General features: G+C 65.3%; 17 protein-coding genes and 1 tRNA gene. 10 read left to right on the plus strand and 8 right to left on the minus strand.

Annotation, left to right across the window (positions count from 1 at the left end):
• Positions 1 to 103 precede the first annotated feature (103 nt).
• The 9 genes from AC3FOF_RS13400 to AC3FOF_RS13440 all read left to right on the plus strand — a co-directional run bounded on the left by AC3FOF_RS13400 (position 104) and on the right by AC3FOF_RS13440 (position 6,156).
• Positions 104 to 433 carry a c-type cytochrome gene (locus AC3FOF_RS13400; protein WP_017228869.1) on the plus strand — a complete coding sequence of 110 codons (330 nt, stop codon included), beginning with the start codon at positions 104 to 106 and terminating at the stop codon, positions 431 to 433.
• A 145-nt stretch (positions 434 to 578) separates the two neighbouring features.
• Positions 579 to 1,037 (plus strand): thiosulfate oxidation carrier protein SoxY, encoded by a 459-nt coding sequence (gene soxY, locus AC3FOF_RS13405; protein ID WP_035814431.1) that lies wholly within the window; start codon positions 579 to 581, stop codon positions 1,035 to 1,037.
• Between the two features lie 72 nt (positions 1,038 to 1,109).
• Positions 1,110 to 1,421 carry a thiosulfate oxidation carrier complex protein SoxZ gene (gene soxZ, locus AC3FOF_RS13410; protein WP_017228871.1) on the plus strand — a complete coding sequence of 104 codons (312 nt, stop codon included), beginning with the start codon at positions 1,110 to 1,112 and terminating at the stop codon, positions 1,419 to 1,421.
• Positions 1,422 to 1,542: 121 nt separating this feature from the next.
• Positions 1,543 to 1,998, plus strand: a complete 456-nt coding sequence (locus AC3FOF_RS13415; protein WP_017228872.1) for a DsrE family protein — start codon at positions 1,543 to 1,545, stop codon at positions 1,996 to 1,998.
• Positions 1,999 to 2,167: 169 nt separating this feature from the next.
• Positions 2,168 to 2,992, plus strand: coding sequence for a sulfur oxidation c-type cytochrome SoxA (gene soxA, locus AC3FOF_RS13420; protein WP_017228873.1), 825 nt, complete (start codon positions 2,168 to 2,170; stop codon positions 2,990 to 2,992).
• Between the two features lie 18 nt (positions 2,993 to 3,010).
• On the plus strand, positions 3,011 to 3,697 hold the full coding sequence (soxX, locus tag AC3FOF_RS13425; protein WP_017228874.1) for a sulfur oxidation c-type cytochrome SoxX: 687 nt from the start codon (positions 3,011 to 3,013) through the stop codon (positions 3,695 to 3,697).
• Between the two features lie 24 nt (positions 3,698 to 3,721).
• On the plus strand, positions 3,722 to 4,234 hold the full coding sequence (locus tag AC3FOF_RS13430) for a TlpA family protein disulfide reductase (protein ID WP_488726864.1): 513 nt from the start codon (positions 3,722 to 3,724) through the stop codon (positions 4,232 to 4,234).
• Between the two features lie 84 nt (positions 4,235 to 4,318).
• The gene (soxB, locus tag AC3FOF_RS13435) at positions 4,319 to 6,040 is read left to right on the plus strand and encodes a thiosulfohydrolase SoxB (RefSeq protein ID WP_488726865.1); all 1,722 of its coding nucleotides are present in this window, start codon (positions 4,319 to 4,321) and stop codon (positions 6,038 to 6,040) included.
• Between the two features lie 40 nt (positions 6,041 to 6,080).
• Positions 6,081 to 6,156: transfer RNA gene (locus AC3FOF_RS13440), tRNA-Ala, on the plus strand.
• 378 nt (positions 6,157 to 6,534) lie between these two features.
• Here the strand turns inward: AC3FOF_RS13440 and AC3FOF_RS13445 are convergent.
• The 8 genes from AC3FOF_RS13445 to AC3FOF_RS13480 form a co-directional block, all read right to left on the minus strand.
• Complete coding sequence (locus tag AC3FOF_RS13445) at positions 6,535 to 7,104, minus strand: inclusion body family protein (RefSeq protein WP_017228877.1); 570 nt, start codon at positions 7,102 to 7,104, stop codon at positions 6,535 to 6,537.
• A gap of 85 nt (positions 7,105 to 7,189) precedes the next feature.
• The gene (locus AC3FOF_RS13450; protein ID WP_488726866.1) at positions 7,190 to 7,405 is read right to left on the minus strand and encodes a hypothetical protein; all 216 of its coding nucleotides are present in this window, start codon (positions 7,403 to 7,405) and stop codon (positions 7,190 to 7,192) included.
• Between the two features lie 226 nt (positions 7,406 to 7,631).
• Positions 7,632 to 8,858, minus strand: a complete 1,227-nt coding sequence (locus tag AC3FOF_RS13455; protein WP_488726867.1) for a hypothetical protein — start codon at positions 8,856 to 8,858, stop codon at positions 7,632 to 7,634.
• Positions 8,859 to 8,942: 84 nt separating this feature from the next.
• Positions 8,943 to 9,386: a hypothetical protein gene (locus AC3FOF_RS13460; RefSeq protein ID WP_488726868.1), complete on the minus strand. Its 444-nt coding sequence runs from the start codon at positions 9,384 to 9,386 to the stop codon at positions 8,943 to 8,945.
• A complete protein-coding gene (pgaC, locus tag AC3FOF_RS13465) occupies positions 9,367 to 10,722 on the minus strand; it encodes a poly-beta-1,6-N-acetyl-D-glucosamine synthase (RefSeq protein WP_488726869.1) in 1,356 nt (451 codons plus the stop codon). The genes AC3FOF_RS13460 and pgaC overlap by 20 nt, the downstream gene beginning before the upstream one ends.
• A gap of 54 nt (positions 10,723 to 10,776) precedes the next feature.
• Positions 10,777 to 12,822: a poly-beta-1,6-N-acetyl-D-glucosamine N-deacetylase PgaB gene (gene pgaB / locus AC3FOF_RS13470; protein WP_488726870.1), complete on the minus strand. Its 2,046-nt coding sequence runs from the start codon at positions 12,820 to 12,822 to the stop codon at positions 10,777 to 10,779.
• A 6-nt stretch (positions 12,823 to 12,828) separates the two neighbouring features.
• Entirely contained in the window at positions 12,829 to 14,874 is a 2,046-nt protein-coding gene (pgaA, locus tag AC3FOF_RS13475; protein WP_488726871.1) for a poly-beta-1,6 N-acetyl-D-glucosamine export porin PgaA, read from the minus strand.
• Between the two features lie 1,214 nt (positions 14,875 to 16,088).
• Positions 16,089 to 16,718 (minus strand): DNA-3-methyladenine glycosylase I, encoded by a 630-nt coding sequence (locus tag AC3FOF_RS13480; protein ID WP_488726872.1) that lies wholly within the window; start codon positions 16,716 to 16,718, stop codon positions 16,089 to 16,091.
• A 120-nt stretch (positions 16,719 to 16,838) separates the two neighbouring features.
• Here AC3FOF_RS13480 and AC3FOF_RS13485 point away from each other — a divergent pair, with 120 nt between their 5' ends.
• Positions 16,839 to 17,192, plus strand: coding sequence for a DUF2314 domain-containing protein (locus tag AC3FOF_RS13485; RefSeq protein WP_488726873.1), 354 nt, complete (start codon positions 16,839 to 16,841; stop codon positions 17,190 to 17,192).
• Positions 17,193 to 17,257: the final 65 nt, after the last annotated feature.

Genomic DNA, 17,257 nt, shown 5'->3' on the forward strand with positions numbered 1-17,257 from the left:
TGGCGCGGCCAGCGCGCCGCCGCGCCGGCGAGCCATCCGGCACGGCTGGCAGCGTGCGGCCTATCGCCGTCCCCACGGCTCTTCAAAGTTCGGAGCAATATCCATGAAGCAGTTTGTCATCGCAACGCTGATGCTGGCTTGCGCCGCCTCGGCCAACGCTGCGGTCGATGCCGCCAAGGCCCAGGAAATCGCCAACAAGAACGCCTGCATGGGCTGCCATCAGGTCGACAAGAAGCTGGTCGGCCCGGCCTACAAGGACGTCGCGGCGAAGTACAAGGGCGACAAGAACGCCCTGGCAACCCTGACCAAGAAGGTCAAGGGCGGCGGTTCGGGCGTATGGGGCCCGATCCCGATGCCGGCCAACGCAGGGTTGAGCGATGCCGACCTGAAGACGGTCGTGGAGTGGGTGCTGGCAGGCGCCCCGGCCAAGTAAGCCGCAGCCAGGGCAAGCCCTGCCCGGACCGGTTACGGCTTCGGGAAAACAGGGGCGGCCAAGCACCGCCCGCCGCCGTGCCTCCCCCGGGGCACGGCAGGCCAACGAACCAGGCCGGAACGGAAAACGCAGGAGAAAGGAAACCATGCATTCATCAAAACGACGTGACGTGCTGCGCATCACCTCCGTGCTCGCACTGATGGCCGCCACCGGCCTGATCGGCGAGGCGCAGGCCGCCGAGTGGAACAAGACCGCCTTCGACGGCAAGAGCGTGGCCGACGTCATCAAGGCGCTCGGCGGCAGCGGTACCGAGAAGAGCACCGCCATTGTCTTTACCGCCCCCGACATCGCCGAGAACGGCGCCGTGGTGCCGCTCGCGGTGACCAGCAATATCCCCGGCACCGAGCAGATCGCCATCCTGGTGGAAAAGAATCCCAATACGCTGGCAGCGGATTTCGCCATCCCGGCCGGCACCGAGCCCTTCGTCTCCACGCGTGTGAAGATGGGCCAGACCTCGATGGTGCACGCCGCCGTCAAGGCCGGCGGCAAATGGTATGTGGCGTCCAAGGAAATCAAGGTGACGCTGGGCGGCTGCGGCGGCTGATGCCCCGGCCCGCGCTTATCCACCAGGATTGATTTCCATCCCCCCGCACCATTACCCCAAAGAGGAAAGAACATGGCAGACCCGATGCGCGTACGTGCCGCCGAGAACGGCGGCGTGGTCGACGTCAAGATCCTGATGAAGCACGACATGGAAACCGGCCAGCGCAAGGATGCCGCCGGCAAGATCATCCCGGCCTGGCATATCCAGACCGTGACCGCGCAATGCAAGGGCAAGGACGTATTCCATGCCCAGTTCGGCCCGGCCGTATCCAAGGATCCCTTCCTGAACTTCAAGTTCAAGGGCGGCGCCAAGGGCGACAAGGTCACCGTGACCTGGGTCGACAACCGCGGCGACAAACGCACCGACGAAGCCACCATTTCCTGAGCGCGCCGGGCATGCCGGCCCGGCCGAGCGGCCGGCGGCATCCTCTGCTATGGTTCAGGTCGAATGTCGGGCCCGGGCCGGCGCATGTTGCGCGCGGGGGGCGACCGGAAGGATAGGAATCATGCGGCGAGCATTTATTCGAGCAACGGCAGCCCTGGCGGCGATCGGCCTGTCGGCCAAGGCTGCGGCGCAGGCGGCACCCGCGGCGGCCGGCAAGGGCGGACGCGTCAAGGTGGTCTACCAGTTGTCGGAAGGCACGGACCAGGCGGTGCGCGCGATGGCGAACCTGCGCAACCACCTCAACGGCGCACCGGATACCAAGATCGTGGTGGTGGCGTTCGGCTACGGCGTGGACTTCCTGGTGGAAGGCGCGCGCGACGCGCGCGGCAACACCTTCGAAGCCGCCGTCGCAGCGCTCGGCAGCGCCGGGGTGGAGTTCCGTGCTTGCCGCAATACGCTGACGGCGCGCAAGATCCCCGAGTCCAGCCTGCTGATGGAGGCCAAGGTGGTGCCAGCCGGCGTGGTCGAGGTGGCCCGCCTGCAGTTCGATGAAGGCTACGCCTATATCAAGCCCTGAGATCAAGCCCTGAGCCGTGGCCGGCGCATGAGTCGCCACTGAAGCAGCGAAGCAGCGAGCGCGCCACCGCATGCGGGGCGCAGTGCAACGGCAGGACCAGCAAGAAGACCGGCCCGGCCGGCCTGGCGCCACCTGGCGGCAGGCCACCGAAGCCCCGAGGAGAAGCCCCATGAAAACAACCAGACGCCGTTGCACCGGCGCCGCGCTGGCCGTGGCCGGTACCCTGGCGCTTGCCGCCGCGGCGGCGCATGCCCAGGGCAGCACCGCCGAGGAGATCGCCAAGTACCGGCAGATGCTGGCCGAAGGCAATCCCGCCGAGCTGTGGGAAGCCGCCGGCGAGGAACTCTGGAAGAAGCCCGCCGGCCCGAAGAACGCTTCACTCGAGCAGTGCGACCTGGGCAAGGGCCCGGGCGTCACCAAGGGCGCCTACGCCGAGCTGCCGCGCTTCTTCAAGGACACCGCGCGCGTGATGGACCTGGAGCAGCGCCTGGCCTACTGCCGCGTGACGCTGCAGGGGCTGACGCAGGAAGAGGCGCTGAAGCACCCCTTCGCCTCCACCGGCAAGCCATCGGATATCGAACGCCTGGTGGCCTTCCTGGCCGGCGAGTCGCGCGGTGTGAAGATGAACGTGGCGCTGAACCACCCCGAAGAAAAGCGCGTCTACGCCCTGGGCCAGAAGATGTTCTTCTACCGCGGCGGCGCCTACGACTTCGCCTGCGCCACCTGCCACGCCGTGGACGGCCAGCGCATCCGCCTGCAGGAGCTGCCCAACCTGCTGACCCCGCAGGGCGCGCAGGCCGCGTACACCACGTGGCCGGCCTATCGCGTCTCGCAGGGGGAGGTACGCTCGATGCAGCACCGCCTCTACGATTGCCTGCGCCAGCAGCGCTTTCCCGAGCCCGCCTACGGATCCGACGTGATCACCGCGCTGAGCCTGTTCCTGGCCAGGAACGCCAACGGCGGCACCTACGATGGTCCGGCCATGAAGCGCTGAAGCCAAGGGAGAGCAAAAATGATACAAGCGCACAGATACGCACAAGGCACGCTCGCCGCCGCCACCTTCGCCGTGCTGGCCGGCGTGGCCGGCACCGCCCACGCACAAGACAACGCCAGGCCGGCCGCGGCCGCGAAGCCAGCCAGGGTTGCGGCCGTCAGCGATGCCGACATGAAGCAGCTGATCGAAAGCTCCTTCACCTCCAAGGGTCCCGCCACGGTGGAAGGCGTGCTCGATCGCGACGCCATGCAGAAGGCCTGCAGCGACTACCCGGACCGTTCCAAGGTGCCGGCGGCGGTGGCGAAGAAGATAGAGGCCGCCGAACTGAGGCAGGTGAAATACCCGGCCGGCCAGCAATGGCTGGGCGACTGGAAGGAGGGCGAGAAGACTGCGCAGAACGGCCGCGGCATGCAGTTCTCCGACCCCGTCGGCGGCACCAACGGCGCCAACTGCTACGCCTGCCACCAGATGACCAAGGCCGAGATTTCCTTCGGAAATATCGGTCCCTCGCTCTACCAGTACGGCAAGCTGCGCGGCAATTCGGAAGCGGTGCTCAAGTACACCTGGGGCAAGATCTGGGACTCCAGCGCCTATGCCGCCTGCTCCAATATGCCGCGCTTCGGGCACAAGGGCATCCTCACCGAGCAGCAGATCCGCGACGTCATGGCGCTGCTGCTCGACCCGGCCTCGCCGGTCAACCAGTAGGGAACGGCGATGATGCCCGGTGGCATGGCGTGCCTCCTCGAGCGGAATCTGGCGCGCGCGCTGCTGCTTGCGGCGCTGGCCTGGAGCGGCGCCGCCGCGGCGCTGGAGGTCGGCGACACCGTGCGCCTGCCGCCGGTGCGGCTGCTGGATGGCAGCACCGCGACGCCGGCACAGTGGGCCGGCAAGCCGCTGGTGGTGGAGGTCTGGGCCTCGTGGTGTCCCTTCTGCGCGCTGCAGAACCCGCGGCTGCAGAAACTCTATGACAGCACTGGCGGCGCGCGCGGCGGACTGCAAGTGCTGGCCGTCAGCATCGACCGCGACCCGAAGGACGCCGCCGCCTACATGGCGAAACGCGGCTACACCTTCCCCGCCGCCATGGACACGCCCGCGCTGCGCGCCGTGCTCGGCAAGCGCAAAGGGTTGCCCGAGCTGTACGTGATCGACGCCAACGGCAAGGTCGTGCAGAAGGAAGTCGGCGAGATGCTGGAAGAAGAAGTCGCGGCACTGGCGAAGTACGCCGGGCCGGCGCCGAAGTAGCCGTATCCGGCCAAGAGACGCTGGCCAAGAGACGCCGGGTCGCGGGCAAGCGGCACCGGCGCATGATATCCACAGGAAGAGACGATGAACCGACGCGAGTTCCTGCAGGTGCTGGCCGTTGCCGGCGCCGGCGGCATGACCTTTCCCGCCACCGATGCACAAGCCGCGCAGGCGGCCGGCAAGCTCTATGACGTACCGCGCTTCGGCAATGTGCACCTGCTGCATTTCACTGACTGCCACGCGCAACTGCGCCCGCTGTACTTCCGCGAGCCCAATGTCAATCTCGGCGTGGGCGGCTACGCCGGCAAGCCGCCCCACCTGGTCGGGCAGGCATTCTTGCGCCACTATGGCATCGCCCCCGGCAGCGCGCAGGCACATGCCTTCACCTATCTCGACTTCACCGAAGCCGCGCGCCGCTACGGCAAGGTCGGCGGCTTCTCCCATCTCGCCACGCTGGTCAGGCAGATCAAGGCGGGCCGCCCCGGCGCGCTGCTGCTCGACGGCGGCGACACCTGGCAGGGCTCGGCCACGGCGCTGTGGACGCGCGGGCAGGATATGGTCGACGCGGCACTCGCGCTCGGCGTGGACGTGATGACGCCGCACTGGGAGATGACCCTCGGCGCCGAACGCGTCACCGAGATCGTTGAGCGCGACTTCAAGGGCAAGGTGGCCTTCCTCGCCCAGAACATCAAGACCAGCGACTTCGGCGATCCGGTCTTCGAGCCCTACGTGATCCGCGAGATGAACGGCGTGCCGGTGGCCATCATCGGCCAGGCCTTTCCCTACACGCCGATCGCCAACCCGCGCTACTTCACGCCCGACTGGACCTTCGGCATCCAGGAGGAAAACCTGCAACTGGTCATCGACCAGGCCCGCGGCAAAGGGGCGCAGGTGGTCGTGCTGCTGTCGCACAACGGCATGGACGTGGACCTGAAGCTGGCCTCGCGCGTGCGCGGGCTCGATGCCATCCTCGGCGGCCACACCCACGACGGCATGCCCGCCCCCGTGGCGGTGGCCAACGCCGGCGGCACCACGCTGGTGACCAATGCCGGCTCCAACGGCAAGTTCCTCGGCGTGCTGGACTTCGATGTCAAAGACGGCAGGATCCGCGACTTCCGCTACCGCCTGCTGCCGGTCTTCGCCAACTACCTCGCCGCCGATCCGGCCATGGACGCGCTGATCGCCAGGGTGCGCGCGCCGTACGAAAAACAACTGGGCGAAGTGCTCGCGCGCAACCGCGGCCTGCTGTACCGCCGCGGCAATTTCAACGGCACCTTCGACCAGTTGATCCTGGACGGGCTGATGGACGTGCAGGGCGCCGAGATCGCCTTCTCGCCCGGCTTCCGCTGGGGCACCACGCTGCTGCCCGGACAGGCCATCACCATGGAACACCTGATGGACCAGACCGCCATCACGTACCCCCACACCACCGTCACCGCCATGACCGGCGAGACCATCAAGACGATACTGGAAGACGTGGCGGACAACCTGTTCAACCCCGATCCCTACTACCAGCAAGGTGGTGACATGGTGCGTGTGGGCGGCTTGCAATACACCATCGACCCCACCGCCGGCATGGGGCGGCGCATCACCGACATGCGCCTCAAGGGCCGGCCCATCGACGCCGGCAAGAGTTACAAGGTGGCCGGCTGGGCACCCGTGGCGGAGGAAGCCCGGCATAGCGGCAGCCCGCCGGTCTGGGACCTGATGGCCCAGTGGCTGCGCGCCTCCGGCGAAGTCACCGCCAGGCCGCTGAACCTGCCGAAGGTGCGTGGCATGGATGGCAACGCAGGCATCGCGACGTGATTGATGGCGCCGCAAAAACTGCGCTACAATCATTCGTCACGGGCCGATAGCTCAGCTGGGAGAGCGCTGCGTTCGCAATGCAGAGGTCGGGAGTTCGATCCTCCTTCGGTCCACCATGTTTCGGAAACCCAACCATGCCCGGTTGGGTTTTTTTCTGCCCGGACGGCCAGTGTCGGCGCAGTTCCGGAGAGACCACGCCCATGACCGTTCGTTAGCACGCGCAGCAAGCCGGGAGCGTGGCGTTGGCGGCCTCGGTTGCGAAACTCGACATAGTGCCGACCGGCCGAAGGCGGCGGATCGGCGATCTGCGCAGACTGGGCAATCTGTGCCGCATCGGCGGTCCGGTGTTTTTCGCCGCTGCCGCGAAATTCCCCTCGTTGCCATCCTCACGCCAATGGCGATCAGGAGCGCCAGCCTGGAGCGGTTTGATGGGACTGGCAAATAGATGCTATCGCCAGTCCCCTCCATCACCCTTTGAAAAATCCGTCAGATTATTAAGCAACAACCACGGTCGGATCCCAGGTAACGTATCCAGCCAATACCTGATTTTCGTTATCGTCATCCACGGTAAATAGTGCGGCAGAAGCCCAGAAATTCTGTGCCGTGCCCTTGCTGGCTACCAGGGTGTCACACCTGGAAAAGCTCTCTGGAACAAATTTGAAAGGATAGCCGTTAGGTGACGTCGGTTGCGCGGCGCCTTGAAGCGTGATGACGTTGACAATCGGATTATTGAGAACGGAACCCCCTCCCGACAGGCTGTAGATAAAAGCCGCGCTATCCGAATTGCCGGAGGTACTGTTGCAGTAAAATGACAGGGTATCGTTAACGTGGGCATTCAGGGTTATGTTGCCGGGATCATTCCCGGTGGTCCAGCCGCGGGGGTCGTCGGAAACCATGTAGATGTTCGCATGCCCTATTGCCGTGGGTTTTGTCGGGTCCGTACTCAGACTGCCATAGGCAGCAATGATGGCATCGACGTTCATCGTCGTCATCACGTTGATGGTAAGGTGCTGGGATGCATCTGAAGCTTGCTTGCCTTTGGCTGGTGCATTGGCCTCTGCCATGATTTTCCCCTCTATTGCGCGCCTACTCTTTTTCCGGTTTTCGGCAACCCCGGCAAACTTCAAGATAAATTTTCGGTTAAATTAATTAAATGTAACTACCATTAATTCCGGCAAAATAGAGCCGCTTCGCCAAAATAAAATCCGGCCACATTCTTTCCTGGCGGGCAATCGAAAAATCGAATTTCCAGAACGTAAAGATATCCTTCTCCCGTGCAACGGCTTGTAATGTAAAGCGCGCGGTATTCTTGGGCGTCTGGAGCGTGGATTTTCTTGCTACGATGTGGAGACTATGCCAGTGCATGCCTCATTGCAAATTCGCCGTTCTTATATCAGCCCTAACTATCAGGAATCGAGGCGATCTTTTCTACTACGCGGGAACGATTATTCAGCCGATCCCCCGGCTAGGGGGGTGAAACCAAATCCAGGATTTTCCGACGTACCCTGTGGCCACCACCCGTCAACCGGTCGCGGCAGGACACTGGCAAACTCCGAGCGGCGACGGGCTTAAGGTACCGCGCGCATGCCCCCTACCGGCACAGATCGGCAGCCGAAGGCGGCGCAGCCTTGCCGAGATCGAAGTCCCCCTCCCGCAGGCCCGTCGGCGTCAACGACACCCAGTGCAGTACCGTTGGCGAGCGCACCAGGCCGAGGTTGCCCTGGATGGTCCAGGGGACCGGCGACGGCTGGCTGCCGCGCAATGCGATGGCATCGGCGGACAGCGTCAGATGCAGCAGGCGGCCGTCCTGGGCGGGGGTGAACGCCATGTTGCCGACCACCGTGATGCCGGCCTCGCGCACGCTGGCCGGCATGCAGGCCAGCGAGGCGCCCACCTTGCCGGCCGTATCCAGCAGATACGCGAAACCCTTGCCCGCATCGGTGGTGCCGACCACCAGGAAGCGGTCCAGGGCCGGGACATAGGCCACGCTGTAGGTGTAGTACTTCAGGCTCTGGTTCAGCACCTGCATGCCGGTCAGTGCACCATCGGCAGGCCGGTAGACTGCCGTCTTCAGCCTGGCGTGCGTCTCGCCGGGAATGAATTCCTGCCAGGCCAGCAAGGCAACCTCCTTCGCCCCGGCGATCAACGGCCACCACTCGCGCTTGTCGCGCGCCACATCGGTGCTGCGCCGCAGTTGGCCGTTGCCGTCATAGGTCTTGAGGTAGACGCCGTTGCCGGTGCCCAGGTTGTCCACGCCGCCGCCGTCGACCCAGTCGTCCGAGTAGAACACCACGAAGCTATTCCCTACCGGCGCGACGTGGCCGGAGTGCCCGCCGGACCAGACATCGACCGGATTGGCCTGCCGCGGCCGCAACGCCGTGTCGTACACGCCGTAGCGCTGGCTGACATTGTTGGCGGTATTCCAGCCATCCTCGAAGGTCAGCATGATGCGGCCGGCGTCATTCTGCGCTACCGACACCGGCTCCTGGGCTTCCTTCTCCGCGACCAGCAGCCGGGGCTTGCCCAGATTGGGCTGGGCCGCTTTCCATTCGGCGACGTAGATGTCGTGCGTCCAGTTGCGGTTGCGATCCGGACCGCGCGGCGGCAGGCCGGCGCTGCTGAAGAAGACGTAGGTGGTCGCGCCGGGGCCGGCCGCCGCACCGATGCCATGCATATAGGCGCGCGGGTCGACATCGGAGCGGACCTTGGCGGGCGTCCGGGCGTCGGCGCGGCTGTGGTTGCGCGCGCCCGCCGGCGCGCACAGCAACGCGCCGGCAAGCATCACGGCAACGCCACGCAGGATGGCGAGGGGGCGCATAGCTACTCCTCCACCGTGACCGAGCAGGCAGGATGGCGCGGCTTGTCCACATCGGTGCCCGAGGGACCGGGGCGCCGGTGCCGGTCAGGCCAGCTCTTGCTGTAGTAGCGCGACGTGCGAAACCAGGCCGTCGTCGTCGTGATACGCCATCAGGCGACGGCCCGTGCCCACCGAGAGCACCACATCCTTGGCCAGGTCGAGCGTCGAGGCCGGCGCAGCCCGGGCTGGCTGCCTCGCTTGGGACACGCTGGTCCCTATGCGGCGCGCCAGAGCCCACAGCGTTAGCGTCAGGCCAATGCCGAGGACGGCCAGGGCATCGGGAATGACCTCCCGGAGCGAGAGCTCGGTGCTTCCCGCAGACGCCACGCACCAGTGGATGTAGTACGCGGCGGCCACCCAGATGCCTGCCAGCAGCAGGGGCCGCGCCAGCCGATACCAGAGATATCGTCGAATCGCCTTGCCGCGCGCATGGTGCTGCAGATACTGCTGCAGGGTGGCGTTGGATGCGTCAATGATGGGCTCTTTCATGTCTCACTCCTCCTCCAGAATGCTCTTCAAACTGCCCGGCATGGGGCGATGCAGGCGCAGGCGACCTTGGCGGCGTTGACGCGGTCGCGTCCTCGCGGATGCCGCGGTCGGGGCTGATCCATCTTGCACGCGTGCGGCGCTGGTGCAGCAGCACGCTGGGCAGGGCGATCACCGAGGCGACCATGCTGATGGTCCAGAACGCGACCGGGTACCAGATCGTGTCCATGGCGTAGCGCAGCAGCCTGGTGTCGTAGCGGCGATCGATAAGGCAGCCGACCAGGATCTGCGCGCAGCAGGTCAGAAAGAGAATGACACCCGCTCCTCGCGGCAGGCTGGCGAAGCGCCAGGCCTCGGGCAGGTCGAACAGCGCCGTCGCCGCCGTCATGACCAGGGTGAACAGCATGCAGTAGGCCCAGATCACGCTGATCGAATACTCGAGGAAGATCGGCCACATCATCGGTTCGTGCCTGGCGACGATGGGCACCGCGTATTTCTGCAATACCTGGATGCCGCCCCGCGCCCAGCGCAGGCGCTGCCTGAACAGGCCCTTGAGCGTTTCCGGCATCAGGATCCAGCTGAGCGCGCGCGGCTCGAAATGCAGCCGCCAGCCATTGACCTGCAGCTTCCAGCTGATATCGATATCCTCGGTCAGCATGTCGGGGCTCCAGTAGCCCACGCCGCGCAGCGCGCTCTTGCGGAACATGCAGATCACGCCGGACACCGTGAGCAGGCGGCCGTAGATTTCCTGGGTCCGCTTGATCAGGCCCACGATGGACGAGAACTCGCCAACCTGCATGCGGCCCAGCAGCGAGGTCCGGGTGCGGATGCGCGGGTTGCCGGTAACCGCGCCCACCCCCGGGTCGCGCAGGAAGTGGCGCAGCATCCAGCCGATCACCTCGCGGTCGAGCAGCGAGTCGCCGTCGATGCACAGCAGGTACTCGGCATCGGTCAGCATGGCCGCGGTGGTCAGGCCGATGGCCTTGCCTTCGTTATTGCTCTGGTGGATCACCAGCAGTTGGGGGTATTGGTCGATCAGCTCGTTGAGGATCTCCCCGGTGGCATCGCGGCTGCCGTCGTTGACGGCGATGATGTTGTAGTTCGGATAGCGCAGTTCGGCCAGGCTCGCGATCACCTCGCGCACGTTGTCTTCCTCGTTGAAGCAGGGCACGATCACCGAGACCTTCGGGCAATCGAGCAGCGCGTCGGCCCGCGTCTTCTTGCGTTCTTTCCGCTCGATCAGGAAGTAGTGGAGCAGGCCACCGGTCATCCACAGGTACGACATGAACAGCGGATAGTAAAAGACGAAATTCGAAATCAGGCTTGCCGTGCTCTTCATGATTTTTCCCGCCTATCTCTTTTGCTGGCTCTGGACATGGGCCTGAACCCAGGCTTAGACCTTCCTTCGGCTGAAAGGCCGCACCAGGTTCTGCATGGACATGACATCCCGCAGCACCGCCAGGTCCGGCTGGTTCACCATGAACTGGTCCGGGCAGTAGCCGAGGTGTTTCGCGCCAGCCGCGCGCAGGCGCTGCATCTGCTCGCGCAACGCGGCGGTGGCGATCGGCGCCTGGGTGCGGGCGTCGAGCGTCTGCAGTGCGAAGACGGTCTTCGGCAGCGCGCCCTGATGCCCGGCCACCGCGCGCACCAGGCCCTCGAGCCAGGCCGCCGAAGGCGGCGCGCCTCCGGCATCGGCGTAGGCCATCAGGTTGACGAAGTCGTAGTGCGCCGCGAACGCGTCGATGTCCTGGGCCAGGCGCATGCCCGCATCGGGACGCAGCACCGCGTTCGCAGCCAGGCTGCGCACGGTCAGCACATTGCCGCCGCCCTGGTAGTCCTTGACCACTTCCGCCAGCTGCCGCGTGAAGTCGATCAGGTGCCGGAGCTTGGCGTCCGACCATCGCTGCAGCAGGTCCGGGTTGGCGCGAATCGTCGCCAGCTCGCGCGGCAGCCCCCAGTCGGCATAGGCGGCCAGCGCCGCGTCGCTGGCATCCTCGACATCGCTCAGGCTCGCGTCCTCGCCAAACACGATGCCGTTCAGGCTGGTGTACCTGCCCAGGTCGTAGTAGATATCGCGGATCACGCTGCGGGCGAGCGGGTCGAAGGGGCTGAGCCGTTGCCGCTGGCGCGGATCGAAGGGGGTCGCGGGCGCGCCCGCCACCATCGCGACCCGCCGGTCCGACGCCGGATGGCTTGCGGGAAGCCGGTAGGCAAGCACGGGCAGCGCCGCATAGACCTGGACTCCGGCGCGGGTGATCAGTTGCCATGCCGCGCGCGAGAACAGGTCGGAGCGCACCGGCAGGTGGCGGTTCGGGAAATAAAGCGCCTGGGCGGTGCCGCTGCCGTCGGGGTCGTAATAGGCTTGCAGGTAGACCGATTTCGGTTCGAGATCCTTGATCCGGTCGAGCAGCCGGGACAGCCGGGCCTCCTGGCGATCGGGATTGGGATCGTACACATCGTCGAGCGAGACATTGACGACCCGTTCGACCGGCTGGTTATCCCCGCGATAAGCCGATTGCTGGCGGAACTGGCCCATCATGACGCCGGCATCCCAGTCATAGGAGACCAGCAGGCGCCTGATCTTGGTCAACGGCACATCGGGCGTGTTGGGGCCGTCGTCCAGGGTGAAGTGGACGCGCATGCCGAGCTTGTGCGAGACGCCGATCAGCGCCGCGTTATACATGCCGTAGGGCCAGACCATCGAGCGCACCCGGACGCCGGTGTTGGCCTCGATGAGGTCGGAGCACTGCTTCAGGTCGCCTCCGACCCGGGTTTCGTACTCCTGGTCGGTTTCATAGCGCTTCAGGTCGGCAAAGTACAGGTGCGTGCTGGCTGCCGGCAACTCATTGCGCTGGGGATTGGCTACCGCGCCGTGGTGCATATCGTGCGTGTGCGAAGCGATTTCCACCAGACCGGACGCTGCCATCTCGCGCAGGTTGTCCCAGCTCATGAAGTAGCCCGGCGCCATCACCGACCTATGGCTGATACGGACCGGCTCGTCCTGCGGTGTATTGGTCCAGCGCGACACCACCGCGATCACGGCGGGATAGTTGTACTGCCGCAGCAGCGGAAAGGCCTTGATGTACTGGCTCTTGTAGGCATCGTCGAAGCTCAGCAGCACGGCGCGCGGCGGCAGGAGCGGGCCGCCGTTGCGCGCGGCGACGATCTGGTCGATGCTGACCGGATGGAAGTCGTTGCCCGTGAGCCAGGCGAAGATATTGTTCAGGGTGGCGGTGCTGATCGCGCAGGTATCTCCCACGGTTCCCACATCCGCGCGCAGGTCGTCGCGGATATCGTGGAACGCCAGCACGCGGAAGGTCAGTCCGTCGTCGCGATCCCGCGGCGGCAGCAAGGACAGGACGTAGCCTGCATGAACGCTATGGGACACCGACAAAGCGCCGGCGAGTCCGATGAATGTTCGGCGATTCAGCTTGCTCATGATGGCCTATAGGGGAATGTTGAGGTTGACGTAGATCAGCTTCGACGTTTCGCGGGTGGCGTCGTAGCGCTTGCTGCCGACGCCGACGCCGTAGGTCAGCGAGGCCTTGCGGCCGAACTGCCAGTACTGCTCCAGGCGAACTTCCCACAGCATGCTGTCGCCAAAGCCGTCCTCCTTGTATCCGCCCACCGTGGCGTACACGCGCTGGCTGAATGACTTTTCGGCGTAGCGCCATGGCGTCCACTGGTACATGGTGCGCAGTTGCGCGGTGTAGTCGCGCCTTGGGTTGAAGTAGGCAGTGTTGTTCAGGTTGTTGCTGGTGGAGCCCACATCGAGCCAGATCGAGACCTGGTGGCGCGGCTGGTTCATCAGCCGCTGGTACCAGGTGCCCTCCCATTCCTGATGCAGGTTGGTGTCGCTGTAGCGCGATACGCCATACATCACGTTGAAGTAGCGGGCATCGTCCTGCGAATAGCGCGCGCTGGCGCGGGCGGTGCGGCCGGTGACGCCAACCTGGTAGGCCTTCCACGGCAGTGCGTTGTCGTCGGAGTCGGCACTGGCGCCGAAACGCCAGTGATCGTTGGGCCGGAAGGCAAGCGTGCCGGTGCCGCCGGTCTTGCCGTTGCCGCCCGCGGACTGGTGCACTTCGGCGGAGGCTTCCCAGCCGTCGCGCCGGTAGTCGCCGCCGATGCCGTTGCGCACGCGGCTCACGCTCTGGCCGTCGGCGGTGTCGGCGCGCCCCGAGTACTGGTGCGCGAAGACGCGCCAGTACTCGGCCAGCGGCGACGAGTAGAGGCGCGTGTCGACGCCCCAGGCCTGGTCTGCCAGCACGGCGTTGCCACGTTCGCCGATGGCGTCGATGATCAGCTGCGGACGCTCGTAGACGTGGTAGTCGCGCTGGAAATTCATGACGCTGTTGTTGTCGGGGAAGTTGCCGTCGAAGGCCGCGGCAACCGCCTTGGCCTGGTCGTACTGATACAACTGCAGGGTGCTCTTGCCGATCCCCACCAGGCTTTCGATGTCGCCGGGGTGATCGGCCTGCGCTTGCCGGTAGATGCTCTGCGAGGCGTAGGGGCGCTCCAGCACCAGCGAGCCGTCGGCGCGCGCGGTCAGGAAGGAGGGATCGAAGGGGGCATCCTTGCGCAGCGCATCCAGTGCTTCCAGGCCCTCCTGCACGTGATTGGTATAGAGCAGGTATTGCGCCTGCAGTTTCTTGACGCGCCCGTACTCCGGATTGATCTTGTCGGCGTCTTCGGACAGATCGGTATGCGACGGCGTGTTGCGCGCCATCGTCGCGACCAGTTCGCGCGCCTCTTCGTAGTGCCCCTGGTCCAGGTAGGCGAAGAACAGGCTTTCCTGCACCGCCGGCAGCGATAGCGCATAGGGCTCGGTGGTTTGCTTCAGCGGCTCGACCACGCTCTGCAAGCCTTGTTTGTAGGCGTGTTCGGCGAGATCGGGCTTTTCAAGATAGGCGTAGGCATCGCCAGCGGCGACATAGGCCGCGGCCGGCAGTGGCTCCGGCGCCAGCGAGAGCTGCTCGTACAGCGCGGTGGCTTCCTTCATGCGGCCGCGCACGGACAGCGCGGTCAGCCGGTCGGCCTGGGCTGCGCGCCTGACCCCGTCGTATTCGTCGCCGGCGGGAATCCTGGCCAGCAGCGCATCGGCCGCGGCGAGGGCGCCGTCGGCGGGAACCAGGCGATCCGGATCATTGGACGCGCTGGCTTGCTGCCGAGCCCAGCGGATCTGCTGGGCAACGACGAGGTGCTCCAGCAGCAGCAGGTCGCGGGGCGCGAATACGTCCGGATGCGTGGCCGCCTGTTCCAGCGCCAGCTTCGGCGAGCCCGCTTCGGCCAGGGCGAAGATGCGCTCCCGGAGCTGCTCCCTGCCGCTAGCCGGTGCAGGCTGTGCCATGCGGGCGGCTGGCTGCGCACGCGGTGCAGCCTGTGCTGCCGTCTCGGCGGCGCAATGCTCGCGGGCGAACAACGCCAGCAGCAGGGCTGTGGCCTTGAGCGTGGTCCGCAATCGCTTCCGGCTCTGCTGGGATGCCTTCACGTTTTGTTTCCCCCGTTGCGCTGCTGCAAACAGAGCGTCTCCCTTGGCAGGCGGCATATCCTTGCCGGCACCAATGCCATGAATCCAGGGAAGCGACCACCAAAGGGCAGGCCGGATGGCTACGTCGCTACGCAACGAGGCAAACCGGCCTGCCTGAATATGACCTTGCTGAAATCGACCAGATATCAAGACCGCACCGGATCGTCGCCGGCCATGCATGTCCTGTTCTTCCCGCCCAATTCCGCCGCGCCGCGCAGTGCCTTGTATCGCGGCGGGCCGGATCTCCAAATACTTATTGGTTCTACTCCGCAGTTGCCGCCAGGGCCGACAGGCCCCTCCGGCTGCATGCTCCACGCTTGTTCCGCATTCCTTCCATGCCGTGTATCACTGCTGCGTTTTCATCTTTGTGCGAGCATTATTTGGCGAATATGCACGAGGGCGACAGTCGCCAGAAGCACTAGGGCCGCCGGCCAAAAGTGGGAGCAGGATTAATCCACGAGGCCGGTCCCTTGTCACGGGGATGAAACGGGAGCGTGCGGATGGAAAGGGCGCGTGGCCGGCATGGCCTGCCCGCACTGTTGCGCGCCTCGGCAAGGCGCGCATTTCAGTCAGTCGGCCAGCGTCCTCCGTGATCGCGAGGACTGCAAGACCAGCGACGGGCGTTTCGGAGAGATTGAAGCCGGGTAGCCACGGGATGGGAGGGCCGCTCCCGCAAGGGAAATCCAACAGGCAGGTTAACCGCCGCCGGGCGGCGAGCAGCACCTCACGCTGTGGATAACTGGCTGTGCAAAACCCTGGGGATAAGCAGGCAGGAAAGCTGTGCCTCGGCTGGGGGCCAGGTGTGGGGCGTATACGTACAAGTCCACGGCCGTTTTGGCGCGTCGCGTATACCCGCCCAGGATATCCCATGACCCCAGGGCAATCCCCAGGGCTTATCTTGTTCGCAAGCCCTTGAGCGGAAAGGAAAAAAACGACTTATCCACGAAATTGGCCCGCGTTTACCTACTACTACTATATTTGTATACGTAAACAATACAGAAAGACATAAGGAAACCATTGCGGGACGTATACACGCAGCGGCCTTTTCGGTTCGCGGTGGCGTATACCGTGCACCATGGCGTCGGCGGCTCGCGTATACGCTGCCGCCCTCGGCGGGCTTGGCCGTTGCCTGCGCGTATACCGCGGCAATGCTTCCGCCGCCGGTATACGTCATCTCAATGCGGCACCTTGAATGCCCTGCGGGCCCGCAGGGCTTCCTCGCGGGTCGTGCAGCCTTCCTGATGATCGTTGACCAGGCCCATGGCCTGCATCAGGGCGTACATCGTGGTGGGGCCGACAAAGCGCCAGCCCCGTTTCTTCAGGTCCTTGGACAGCGCGGTGGATTCGGGCGAGATGGCCATGGTGCGCAGGACTTCCGGCGTCAGCAGCCGGGGCCGGCTGGCGGGATCGGGCTCGAAGCGCCAGAAGTAGGCGGCCAGCGACGGTTCGGTCTCGAGCAGTTCGCGGGCGCGCTGCGCATTGTTGATGGCGGCCTCGATCTTGCCCCGGTGCCGCACGATGCCGGCGTCGCCGAGCAGGCGCTGGATATCGCGCTCGCCGAAGCGGGCCACCTTGTCGATCTCGAAGTTGGCGAAGGCGCGCCGGAAAGCCTCCCGCTTGCGCAAGATCGTGAGCCAGCTCAGGCCGGCCTGGAAACCTTCGAGGCATAGCTTCTCGAACAGCCGCCGGTCGTCGTCGACGGGGAAGCCCCATTCGTGATCGTGGTAGTGGCAATAGTCTTCCAGCGTGCCGCACCAGCCACAACGCTGGCGTGCCGCCTGTGCCGCTTTTTTGTCTGCTGCCATTTCTGAGTTCTCCTTCGAACTGCCATCTTAAAGCGGCGCGCGCGGCATGTCGCGTGTGCGCGACCGCCTGGTGCATTTGCTACGATGCGGGCCGTGAAGAACGAATTTGCAAGGATTGACATGGACCAACGACTGGCGACCATCGAAGAAGACGGCTGGCAGCTCGATGACGGCGAGGCGATCGGCGAGGCGCACCCGGAGACGTTCTGGGTGCCGCCGCTCGAAGCCCGGCAGGCGCTGCAGGCGGGCCAGCTGGTGAAGCTGATCTTCCGCATCGTCACCACCGACGAGCAGGATCGCGAAGAGCAGCACGTGGAACGCATGTGGGTCGCCGTCACCGGGCGCGAGGGCGATCTCTACAGCGGCGAACTCGACAACCAGCCCTATTGCACGGAGGAAATGGCGCCCGGCATGCCGCTCTGGTTCGAGGCCCGGCACGTGATCAACATCCATAGCGATGGCAACGAGGAGTGACCGCCCGGCCGGCCCGCATCGCCTGAAAAAATCGACCTCGCGCTACACTGGGCGAGCATCCCGCG

It is taken from the genome of Cupriavidus sp. 96C5-1, from assembly GCF_057798855.1.